We start from the raw sequence: 10,598 nt of genomic DNA, 5'->3' as shown, positions 1-10,598 counted from the left end.
GCGTCCTGGCCTTGACCATGACACCGATAGGTGCTCCAGCCAAATGCGAAATGGTTGGGCTGTGAAGCACCTGTGCAGGCGCCTCTTGCGATGCCATCCGCCTACGCGGGTGGCATCACTGCCAATGGATGCCTGCACGCACTGCACACGGAGCCGGCTGCCATCGTGATGAAGTCCGGCTAGGCCTGCTGTCGTCCATCCGGCGGGCCAGACTCACTCCTTTGCCTCAAGGCTTTCCGCCGAACTGCCCTTTGTTGCGGTTGTTGGCCTCGTTGGTCTCCTGAACCGTGTTGGACCGGTCCGCCATCGCCTCGTATTCGGCTTGCGAAAGCAGGAACCCGGTCTGAACCGACAGCGCCACCTGCTGACCGGGTTGAAGCGCTGGGATCTTGGGGCTGAACACCTTCAAGCTGCCGCCGGGCGGCACGACGCGCAGCGCCAGGTAGCAGGCAGCCGAGGGCCCTGGGCCCTGGTTCTTGACCTGCACCGTGATGACACCGCCATGGAGGTTGGGTGAATCGACGCTGGGCACCACCAAATCAGGCAAGGCCTGTGCCGAGGTGGCGCAGGCCAGCGTGAGCGATGCGCAGAGAAATACGTACTTCGAAGAGGACTTCATGGTTCGGACTCCTGGTGTGTGTGTCGCACTGGGGAGTAGTACGCGGCTGGTGCGGCGGCAACTGCGCTAGGCTTTGTTGCACAAACCGAATCGAGCGCGTTATGACCCCAGCCCCAGGCGCACTCATGCCACAGCCGCCACCGCGACGGTTTCAGGCCGTCCAAGCTGGCTGAACCGGTTCAGCAGCGCAACTCGGACATGCAGCTCAACCACCTGACGCTCAAACGTTCGTGCCATGACCCGCTCGCCCAAGCGCTTGAAGCAGTGCATCTTGGTCTCCACCAGGCTGCGCCGGTGGTAGCCGCTCCAGCTCTTCCAGATACGCCAGCCCAGGCGCCTGCAGGCCCGTACGGCTTCGTTACGGCTGGCTGACCCGGGACTGGCCCGTTTCCAGAAACTGGCGTTCTTGCGTGGCGGGATCACGGCCTGTGCACCTCGTCTGGCAATGGTGTCCAGACAGGCCCGCGTGTCATAAGCTCCGTCAGCACTGACACTGACACTGGCGATGGGCTCATCGACCTCAATTTGCGCCAGCAACTGCGGCAGCATGGGCGCATCTCCAATGGCGTTGCTGGTGACCTCGATGGCCCGGATCTCCAGTGTCTGAGCATCGATGCCCAAATGAACCTTACGCCATTCGCGCCGGTATTCGGCCCCGTGCCTTTTGCGCTTGCATTCACCTTCTCCCAGGAACTTAATGCCTGTGCTGTCCACCAGCAGGTGCAGCGGTGAGCTCCTCGGCTGGTAGTTCAGTTGGACTTGCAGATCCTTTTGGCGCCGACAGACCGTGCTGAAGTCAGGGACCGGCCAGTTCACCCCAGCCAGCTTGAGCAGGCTTTGGACCATGCCAAGCGCTTGGCGAAGGGGCTGACCAAACAGGCACTTGATGCTCAGACAGAACTGGATCGCGGCATCCGAGAACGTTTGGTTGCGACCGCGTTTGCCTTTGGGCTCAGCCAGCCACTGCATCCCCCTATCCAGCCACATCGTCAGCGATCCACGGGCCTTCAATGCCGCGTTGTACTGTGCCCAGTTTGTCGTGCGGTAGCGGGTCCGCATCTTCTTGCCTTCACTCATCTGGTCAGACTACCAGCGAGCTGCATCGCTTTGTGCAACAAAGCCATTCGGACTGGTCAAATTTACCCCGAAGACAAAAAAAGCTATTCTTCAAGAAAATGAGGAATTCTTTGGTGTTAAAAAATGCGAAAAGTGTAAATGCCAAGTTCAAAAGCCCGCCAAAAGTATGAAAGGGGTTACTCCTCCTTCTGATGAATGGCAAATTGATCATATTGAAGCAGAGTCTTCTGGTGGTCCAGCTACTGAAGTGAATGGTCAGGTGCTGTGCAGAAAGTGCAATCGTGACGATTGGCATAAGAAAAAGCCAAACTATAAGAGGAAAAATAGAAAAATGAATAAGAAGCCAAAGAAAAATGGAAAAGGAAATTGCGGTGAATGATCGGGTCAAAATTATATTTTCGCTTGTGCCTGATGAAGATGGGTATCCACCATTCGATTACGAAAGTGTGTGGGCTAAAAAATTGAATGAGAACTTGTGGAAAATAGATAATATTCCATTCTTTGTCACTGATGTCAGTAGCGGAGACATAGTTAGAATAAAAAGAAGAAAATCTGGGGAGAATCATTTTTTGGAGGTCGTGGAAAAGTGCGGGCATAGTACGTTGAGAATCTTTTTTAACGAAGAGAGTTCTGTTAAAGAAGTTCGGGATCAGTTATTAAAAATGGGCTGCTCAACAGAGGCTTCCAATATTAAAAAGTTGATCTCTATCGATGTTCCTCCTGAGGTGTCTATAAATAAAGTTAAAAGTTATCTGGAATTGCTGAATAAGCAAGAAATTCTCGATATTGAGGATGGGTGCTTGCAGCACCCATAACAGAGCGGAATACGAAGCCGTAGGGCTTTGTTGCACAAATCGCGATGCTGATGCCCGTAGACTGACTGCGTGACAGAGACGAAGAACAGGCAGCGGAGCAAGTACCGCACGACGAACTGGAAGGCGTACAACGCGGCGCTGAAAGCGCGAGGCTCGTTGACGATGTGGCTAGATGAGGGCATGCAGTGGTTTGGCACGCCGACCGGCAGGCGTGGACGCAGCCGAACCTTCTCGGACGCAGCAATCCAGTTCTGCCTGAGCATCAAGTGCCTGTTCGGCCAGCCCTTGCGACAGGCGCTGGGCATGGTGCAGAGCCTGCTGCGGCTGGCAAAGCTGGACTGGCCGGTACCTGACTTCAGCACTGTTTGCCGGCGCCAAAAGACCTTGCAGGTCGAACTGAGCTACCAGCGAACCAACTCGCCGCTGCAGTTGCTGGTGGACAGCACCGGCATCAAGTTCCTGGGCGAAGGAGAGTGGAAACGCAAGAAGCATGGTGCTGAATACCGGCGCGAATGGCGCAAGGTCCATCTGGGCATCGACGCGCAGACGCTGGAAATACGCGCCATCGAGGTGACCAGCAACGCCATTGGGGATGCGCCGATGTTGCCCGGGTTGCTGGCTCAGATTCCCACTGACGAATCCATCGAAAGCGTCAGTGCCGATGGCGCCTACGACACGCGCGCCTGCCTGGACGCCATTGCCGAGCGGCACGCGATGGCGGTGATCCCGCCCCGCAAGAACGCCAGCCATTGGAAGAAGTCGAGTCCGGGCTCGGCGCATCGTAATGAGGCCATTCGGGCGTGCCAGCGCCTGGGTCGCGGCATTTGGAAGAAGTGGAGCGGCTACCACCGGCGCAGCCTTGTGGAGACGAAGATGCACTGCTTCAAGCGACTGGGCGAACGGGTGATCGCGCGCACGTTCGACCGCCAGGTTGTGGAGCTGCATGTCCGCGTGGCCTTGCTCAATCGGTTCAGTCAGATCGGCCGTCCTCACACCGTGTCGGTGACTGCTGTGGCATAGGTCCGTCTGGGGTTGGGGTCATGCCGTCTGCAATTCGATTTGTGCAACAGCGCCCTTCCACTCGAAGCCCATCGCATCGCGCAGCGTCGTCACCAAGTCCATCGCGTTGTACTGCAGCGCAGTGGACTGCCCCAGGGCGTTGGTGATCTGCGTGAGGTTGCCACGCGCGTCATGGCGCAGCGTGGTGCGGCGGCCCAGCGGATCGGTGCTCCCTTTGGCCGTGCCGGTGGCATCGAACGGCGTCTCTTCCCTCAATTCCTCGGGCGTGCCCTCGGCAGTGACGGTGGCCACGATGTTGAAGCGCGCATCCCAGTGGTAGGCCGTCACGCGGCCCAGGCCATCGGTGTGGCGGGTGATGCGTTCGTGCGGCAGATAGGTGAAGCGGTCATCGTCCTGGCTGGGGATGGGCGCATCGGCGCACCATGAGCGCAGCACGCGGCCCTGCGGGCCTTCCGCGTCGTACTGGGCGAAGTAGCGGTGGCCGCTGGCCTTGCGGTAGCCGACCAGCACGCCCGAGCGCCAGGCGTACTGGCGGTAGGGCAGGTCGCCGTGGTGCGTGGCGACGAGCTGGCCTTGCGCGTCGTAGGCATAGCGGGCCAACACCTGGGGCGCGGATTGGCCGGGCGCCAGCAGCTCGACGGTGGCCAGGCGTGCGCCGCGCAGAGGATCGGTGGCGGGTGCTTCGGCCGTGGGTGCGGTCCAGGTCAGGCGCAACTGCCGCCCCGCCGAATCGGACAGGCCGACGAGGCGCGGCAGCGCGAAGGGTGCGGCGAACGCCCCTGCACTGGCCGCACTCACGCCGCCATCGGCCATGGCCTGCTCGCGGGCCTGCCGCGCGCTCCAGGTCAGCACCTCGCCCGTGGCGGTATCGGTGTCGCCCGCCGCCCAATGCAGCGCAATCGCATTGCCGTTGGCATCCTGCAGCCGGGCCAGTGGCAGCCGCCATTGCTCAGGCGCATGCTGGCGGTAGTGGTGCTCCAGGCCCCCCTTGTGCACGACGATCCACAGGCCGTCCTCTGGATGGCGCACGGTGAACTTCTCATACGGGTCGAACCACTCGCCGCCCAGGGCGACGTGGGGCGCCCGAGTTCGGCCAGGGCCTGCTGCCAAAGCTCGGCGCCGTCGCGGTCGTTCAGCCGCTCGGGCAGGGCCAGCGCGATGCGGCTCGGGGCCGCCCCCGCCAGATCGGTCTCCTGCGGCGCCATCGAAGACACCATGTCGGCCAGCGCCGCGCCGAGCAGCCGGGCCAGGCGGGGGAGATCCGTTTGGCCGGCCGTGATTTCAGGGCACGGTGCGGTGGTGATCGCCTGGGGGCCGATGCCGGGGTGGATCTTTTTCTGGAACCGCTTTTGCAGACCGACCCAGGACGCGGCGGATTGCCAGGCGCTGGTGCCGGCCGAGGTGATGGCGCCGGCGTGCGCGATGTGCCAAAGGCCTGGCTTGGCGGGGGCCGTGGAAGGGGTGGGCATGTCGAAGCGATTCAATTCAGGGAGAGGGCCGGAGACGAAGAGGCCGCTTGCGGCGCGCGGGCGTGGGCCGTGACATGGACCAGGCCGAGCCGCTCCAGCGCGGGAGGCACGATCACGGCGCGCCACAGCAGCGAGGCGCGCTGCGTTGCGGTGTCCATCAGCAGGGTGTCCCAACGCAGTTCCTGGGGTGGGAGCAGGGTGCCGCCCGCGGTCTCCGCCTGCACGGTCAGCGCGAGCGGGGGCCAGGTGAAATACAACGGGCCCCCTTCCGACATGCCATGCAGGGCCAGGGCATGGCGCGGGCGGGGGCTTTCGCGCAGTTGCAGCGCATCGGGCGCGGCGTTGTGGTGGCGTGGGTCGAAATCCTCGGGCAGGTCGGGCGCGCGGGTCGATTGCCAGGCGTCGCCGAAGGTGCCCTGCAGGTCGCGGCGTGGGACGTGGTGGGGGGCACGTGGCCGAGGGCGATGGGTTCGAGGGTGTCGTCCCAGGTGGTGATGGCCCGGTCCAGCGGTTCAAGCCACGGCAGCGGCGCGCCCCGGGCGGCGGCCGCGCTGCGGTACCAGCCCATGCCCTCCGGGTTGGGCTCGAAGGCGTTCACATGGCCCGTCTGCGGGTCTTTCTCCTGCCCGCCGAAGGCGAAGGGGCGCAGCAGCGGAATGCGCGACGCGGTGGCCTCGCCAGAGGCCCGCAGCCTGCCGATGGCCCCCAGTTCCGGCAGCCAGGTGCGTGGCGCGAACGCGCGCAGTTCGATCAGGCGCCGCGACCCGCCATGGGCCAGGTAGTCCACTGCGGCGTCGATGCTTGGCACGGGCCGGCCTTGCGGTGCGACCGCCCAGCCGTTCACGATGCAATCGAAGCGGGGCTTGGGCGGCACGTACTCGGATTCCAGGCAGGTCCAGAGTTCATGCGCGCGGGGTGCGATGGCGGCGGCCTGGGCGGCGCCCAGGGGCAGGCTGCCGAGTGTCTGGCGCTCGCCCTCGCGGGAGATGGCGGCCTGGTCCTGTGCCGCCGCGAGCCGGGGCGGCAGGCCCGGGGCGGCCGCCAGCTGCCACGTGCCCTTGACGATCACCAGGGCCGCGCTGCGCCGCTCGGCATCCCGGTGCGGAAAGACCTGCGCGCGGAACGGCGTGTGGTTGAGAACCGGACACGTCATGGTGCGGGCGGATCGGCTTGCAGGCTGTCCATGAGCTGCACGGTTTCCACAGCGGCCATCTGCCGTGCGGCAAGGTCCTCGTGGGACAGCGGAAACGGGCGGTGGGTCACCGCCGCATGCTCCACGTAGAGCCAGCTTCGCAGCGCATGGCCGACGTCGAAGGTTGGTGCGAGGCGATGGGTCTGCGTGATCGGCCCGCCCGAACGAATGCGGATGGCATCGAGCGCCCAGAGGCGGTCCTTGAGCGCGGCGTCCGTCCAGCGGGTGATGTGGGCCGGCTCCAGCCCCGTGCAGCCGTTGGCCGCGAACACCTGGCAGGCGAGGACGCGCAAGGCGCGCTGGCGCTCGCGGGCCGTGCCTTGGGTGTTCGTCAGCTCGCCCGGCACCTGCCCGAACACCAGCCGCAGCAGGTCGCGTTCGCCGGGCTCCACGGGCCGGTCTTGCCGCTCGATGAAATCGAGCACCGGCAGCAGCCCTTCGATGCGCCCCGCGAGGGCGGCGACCCGCAGCGCGGTGTCGTTGGGCACCCGAAGCCCTTGCAGGACGGCGCCCAGGGCCGTTTCGGGTTCGCGCGCGGCCCATAGCGCCAACGCTGCGTCGGCCGCGGCGGCCCAGCCCACGGGGTGCGATTGCTCGGTGGGGTCGTCTGCGGCGGTGATGCGGTCGATGTAGTGCCGCAGTTCCGGCTGCAGCCGATGGCCGCCCATGGTGCCCAGAGCCTGCAGCGCGGTGATCTGCCGGGCGAGGTCCTGACCCTGCAGCACGGCCTTCCATTGTTCTTCTGCCCGGGGTGGCACCTGCCCCATGCGCGCGCAGGCCAGCAGGCAGGCATCCGGGTCCGCGCCGCGCACCGCTGCCGCGTGCACCCCGGCGATGTGCTCCGGCAGGGCGAGCCGCCCCGCCAACTCGACACCGCAGGCCAGCAGGTGCGCGTCGTCCGATGCCAGCAGGTGGCCGCAGGTTGGCGGCGCGGCATAGAACCACAGCGCGTCCCGAACGGACATGGGTTGGGCCGCGAGCAGACGGGCGATCCCCTCCAGTCGCACGGACGCATCGGGTTCGTGCCGCTCCGCGAGCGCGATGCGCACGAAGGCCGCCCCCGCGATTTCTTCGGGGCGGGTCTGCGCCTGCGCCTCCACGCAGGCCACTTCGTCCAGGCACGCCGGCCCGTAGTAGCGGCAGACGTCCATCAGCGCGTCCAGCCGCTGATCGACGGCCTTGAGGGCCCGGACGGTGTAGGCCGGGCGAAGAAGCCCCGCCCGGCGCCCATAGGCGCGCACGGCGATGCCCATCTGCCGGGCCAGCATGCCGGGCAGTGGAGGGGGCGCGGAAGGGCGAAGGCGAGTGATCATGGGCCAGGCGAAGAAAAGCACGCAGGCAGCGGCACCGTCGGAAACTCCATCGGAACCGGAGAGGGCGGCCAGGGCATCGCGCAGCGGGCGCAGGCGCGACGCATCGCGGCGAACCGGGTCAGTTCAACTCGATGGAGCCGCCTTCGATGCGATGGGTTTCGACGGCGGCCGATGTGATCTGGTGACCCCGGGTCTCGACCGATCCGTCCTGGGAAAACTGCATGCGCGCATCGGCGCAGCGCAGCAGCACGCGGCTCACCGCACTCACGTCCAGGTGGGTCACTTCGAGCGACAGCGCGCCGGTGGCCCGGTCGAACTGCCAGGGCGGTGTGGCCGGCGCGCCGGGGCAGGGCCAGGCGGCAACGATCAGCGAGGGCAGGGGCCCGCCACCCGGTGCCGGTGCTTCCTGGCCGGAGCCCAGCGCGGCCAGCACGAACTGGCCTTCGATCACGCCGGGTACTTGAGAGGCCAGTTCCGCGCGGTGTTCGCGGCCCTGGCAGCGAAGGACCACGGTTCCATCCGCATCCTGGCGCAGGACCTGGGCGGGCTGGAGCGACCACGCGGTGGCGGGATCTGCGGCGGGTCCGTCCACAGGCAGGGTGCTTCGGAGCATGCGGGAATCAGTTTTCATGGATGCCTCCGGAAAGCGTGGTGACGTCGCTTGCGCCGATGAGGCGGATGCTGTTGCCGTTGACGGTGATGGTGCCGTCGGCCTGGAGGATGAGCGAGCTGGAGCCCACCTTCATGGTGATCGTCTCGGCATCCATGGTGATGCTGGAGCCGGCTCCGCCGCCGCCTTCGCCACCGCCCGAGGGCGCGGTCACGTTCTTGGCCATGCCGCCGCCGCCGGCATCTCCGCCGCCCCCGCCGCCTCCTCCCACGTTGAGGCTGTACTTGGTGCCCACCACCGTGCTCTGGTTGGTGCCGACCTTGACGTCCTGGTCGCTGCCCACGGTGGTGCTCTGGTTCTTGCCCACGATGGTGGCCATGATGGCGCCCACGTTGAGGTTGTAGACCACGCCCACGTTTTCCATGCGGCCGACGCCCACGTTCTGCATCGAGGCGATGCCGATGGTCTCGGTCTTGAACTTGCCGACCTTGATCGACCAATTGCTGCCGATCTTGTCCTTCTCGTTCCTGCCGATGGTCTTGGTGCGGTTCTTGCCGATGCTCACCGTCTCTTCGATGCCCACGTCCTCGCGCCGGTTGTCGCCGATGCTGATTTTTTCGTCGTGGTCCACCCGCTCCGTGCGGTTGTTGTGCAAGGTGATCTTTTCATCGCGGTCCACCGTCTCCGTGCGGTCCCGGTGGATCACGTTGGTTTCGTCCCGGTCGATGGTCTTGCGCCGGTCGTTGCCGACCCACTTGTCCTCGTCGTTCTCGACTTCGGTGAGCTGGTCCTTCTGCGCATGCAGCCACAGCTGCTCGGCCCCGGCCTTGTCTTCGAAGCGCAGCGCGTTCGCGTCGCCGGCGCCGTTCTTGAGGCCCGGGCCGAAGGCGCCGCCCTTGCTCGATTTGGTCTTGATGCCCGACTGCGTCGCGTTGCCGGGCAGGCCCCAGGGCGGCATGTTGTCGGCGTTGTACACGCAGCCCAGGATGATGGGGTAGTCGGGATCGCCGTTCAGGAAGTCGACGATCACCTCCATGCCGATGCGCGGAATGAACACGTTGCCGAACTGCGGCCCCGCCCAGGTGGAGGACACGCGCACCCAGCAGCTGGAGTTCTCGTCCATCGCGCCGATGCGGTCCCAGTGGAACTGCACTTTCACCCGGCCGTACTGGTCGGTCCAGATCTCCTCGCCCGGCGGGCCCACGACCACGGCCGTCTGCGGGCCCGTGGTGCGAGGGCGGGGCGTGGCGACGACGGGGCGATAGGGCATGGCGGTGGGGTGCACCTCCATCAAAAAGCGCTGGATCGAGCCGCCCTGGGTCTGGCCCACGCCGTTCAGGCCCAGGCTGGCCTGGGCGTTTTCTTCCAGGTAGTACTCGACCGACACCACCAGGTACTGCTGGTTCTGGTCTTCGCGCGGGTAGTTGTCCAGCACGATGGTGTAGCCGGGGGCGATGCTGCGCTTGTTCAACTTCGCCTGGGCGCGGTGGTGGCTGGCCAGGCCGGTTTCCATCTGCAGCCGGGTGTAGGTTTCCCCGTCGGAAAACTCGGTGTAGCCCCCGGGCCACTCGTACCTCTCGTAGCTGTCGTGGGCATGCCCTGGCGGGGACTGGCGCATGTCGGACAGATCGGCGCGCGGCTTCTTGAAGTCGTAGTCGTCCAGGTAGGCCCGGCCGGGCTGCACCTGCTGGCCCATGTGCCAGGAAAAGATGTGTTCCCGGTCGGCCAGGGCGGCCTTGCCCGGTGGGTGGAAGGGAATCACGTGGCCGCCCGGCAGCGGGCTGTGCGAGCCCATCACGTCGTCGGCGAACACCAGCGTGTGGCTGCCGGGCTGGTGTTCGAAATACCAGTAAATGCCTTCGGATTCGCACAGCCGCGCGATGAAGGCGAAATCGGTCTCGTGGTATTGCACGGTATAGGGCCGCACGCGATAAGCCCGGGAGAGCTTTTTCTGCATCGGCTGGCCGTATTTCTGCAGCACGCTCTCCACGATATCCGGGACGGTCATTTCCTGGAAGATCTTGAAATCGCTGCGCCGCGTGGCCAGCCACAGCCAGGGGCGCAGCACCATGCGGTAGGCGTAATTGGCCGAGGTGTCCTGGCCCTGCATGCCAAAGCCCGTGGCAATACCGTCCAGGTAACGCCGGCCCAGTCCTTCTGTTTCCACCACGACCGTGCTGGCGAGGCCCAGCAAGGCTTTCGGGTCGATGCCCTTGTTCTTGGAAATCAGGTCGATCTCGAATTCAAACAAAGCGGACAGTGCCTCGCTTCCTTTCAATTGCCTGAATTGCAACGCCTCTCCCAAAGGCGTTTGAATTGTTACGCGGCGATTAGTCATGCGAGAAATTGTTTCTTAGCTTTGAATCGGGTCCGCATTATGCTGGCGAGGCCTGCCCATCGGCACCGCGCGTTTGTGCGGCGCAACAGCCTAAATTGCATCCAGATGTTCGTGGGGTTATCTGCCACTGCGTCCGTTGTGGTTT

General features: G+C 64.8%; 9 protein-coding genes and 1 pseudogene. 3 read left to right on the top strand and 7 right to left on the bottom strand.

Annotation, left to right across the window (positions count from 1 at the left end; translation table 11 throughout):
- Positions 1 to 226: 226 nt before the first annotated feature.
- Both M5C96_RS19070 and M5C96_RS19065 read right to left on the bottom strand, forming a co-directional pair.
- Positions 227 to 619, bottom strand: a complete 393-nt coding sequence (locus M5C96_RS19070; RefSeq protein ID WP_272564714.1) for a CARDB domain-containing protein — start codon at positions 617 to 619, stop codon at positions 227 to 229.
- A 123-nt stretch (positions 620 to 742) separates the two neighbouring features.
- On the bottom strand, positions 743 to 1,696 hold the full coding sequence (locus M5C96_RS19065; RefSeq protein ID WP_272563677.1) for an IS5 family transposase: 954 nt from the start codon (positions 1,694 to 1,696) through the stop codon (positions 743 to 745).
- On the opposite strand from M5C96_RS19065, the gene M5C96_RS19060 reads away from it, so the two are divergent.
- The 3 genes from M5C96_RS19060 (at position 1,683) to M5C96_RS19050 (ending at position 3,531) form a co-directional block, all read left to right on the top strand.
- Complete coding sequence (locus tag M5C96_RS19060; protein ID WP_272564210.1) at positions 1,683 to 2,075, top strand: HNH endonuclease; 393 nt, start codon at positions 1,683 to 1,685, stop codon at positions 2,073 to 2,075. The genes M5C96_RS19065 and M5C96_RS19060 overlap by 14 nt on opposite strands.
- Positions 2,050 to 2,511, top strand: coding sequence for a DUF4265 domain-containing protein (locus M5C96_RS19055; protein ID WP_272564211.1), 462 nt, complete (start codon positions 2,050 to 2,052; stop codon positions 2,509 to 2,511). The genes M5C96_RS19060 and M5C96_RS19055 overlap by 26 nt, the downstream gene beginning before the upstream one ends.
- 69 nt (positions 2,512 to 2,580) lie before the next feature.
- On the top strand, positions 2,581 to 3,531 hold the full coding sequence (locus M5C96_RS19050; protein ID WP_272563652.1) for an IS5 family transposase: 951 nt from the start codon (positions 2,581 to 2,583) through the stop codon (positions 3,529 to 3,531).
- Positions 3,532 to 3,549: 18 nt separating this feature from the next.
- Here the strand turns inward: M5C96_RS19050 and M5C96_RS19045 are convergent, their stop codons facing one another.
- From M5C96_RS19045 to M5C96_RS19025, 5 genes and pseudogenes are all read right to left on the bottom strand, one after another.
- Positions 3,550 to 4,641, bottom strand: coding sequence for an RHS repeat domain-containing protein (locus M5C96_RS19045; RefSeq protein WP_272564712.1), 1,092 nt, complete (start codon positions 4,639 to 4,641; stop codon positions 3,550 to 3,552).
- Positions 4,642 to 5,011: 370 nt separating this feature from the next.
- Positions 5,012 to 6,153 (bottom strand): annotated as a pseudogene (locus M5C96_RS19040) (DUF2169 family type VI secretion system accessory protein).
- A complete protein-coding gene (locus tag M5C96_RS19035; protein ID WP_272564710.1) occupies positions 6,150 to 7,505 on the bottom strand; it encodes a hypothetical protein in 1,356 nt (451 codons plus the stop codon). Before M5C96_RS19035 ends, M5C96_RS19040 begins: the two are co-directional and overlap by 4 nt.
- A 118-nt stretch (positions 7,506 to 7,623) precedes the next feature.
- On the bottom strand, positions 7,624 to 8,136 hold the full coding sequence (locus M5C96_RS19030) for a hypothetical protein (RefSeq protein ID WP_272564709.1): 513 nt from the start codon (positions 8,134 to 8,136) through the stop codon (positions 7,624 to 7,626).
- On the bottom strand, positions 8,126 to 10,453 hold the full coding sequence (locus tag M5C96_RS19025; RefSeq protein WP_272564707.1) for a type VI secretion system Vgr family protein: 2,328 nt from the start codon (positions 10,451 to 10,453) through the stop codon (positions 8,126 to 8,128). Before M5C96_RS19025 ends, M5C96_RS19030 begins: the two co-directional genes overlap by 11 nt.
- Positions 10,454 to 10,598 lie beyond the last annotated feature (145 nt).

It is taken from the genome of Acidovorax sp. GBBC 1281 (genome assembly GCF_028473645.1).
In the GTDB taxonomy this organism is placed as follows: domain Bacteria; phylum Pseudomonadota; class Gammaproteobacteria; order Burkholderiales; family Burkholderiaceae_C; genus Paracidovorax.
This window is presented reverse-complemented; position numbering and strand designations above follow the sequence as displayed.

What these genes read in the sequence shown, in the direction of transcription:
- M5C96_RS19030 (WP_272564709.1), bottom strand. Translation starts at nt 8,136, where the DNA reads ATGAAAACTGATTCCCGCATGCTCCGAAGCACCCTGCCTGTGGACGGA.
- M5C96_RS19055 (WP_272564211.1), top strand. Translation starts at nt 2,050, where the DNA reads ATGGAAAAGGAAATTGCGGTGAATGATCGGGTCAAAATTATATTTTCG.
- M5C96_RS19035 (WP_272564710.1), bottom strand. Translation starts at nt 7,505, where the DNA reads ATGATCACTCGCCTTCGCCCTTCCGCGCCCCCTCCACTGCCCGGCATG.
- M5C96_RS19065 (WP_272563677.1), bottom strand. Translation starts at nt 1,696, where the DNA reads ATGAGTGAAGGCAAGAAGATGCGGACCCGCTACCGCACGACAAACTGG.
- M5C96_RS19025 (WP_272564707.1), bottom strand. Translation starts at nt 10,453, where the DNA reads ATGACTAATCGCCGCGTAACAATTCAAACGCCTTTGGGAGAGGCGTTG.
- M5C96_RS19070 (WP_272564714.1), bottom strand. Translation starts at nt 619, where the DNA reads ATGAAGTCCTCTTCGAAGTACGTATTTCTCTGCGCATCGCTCACGCTG.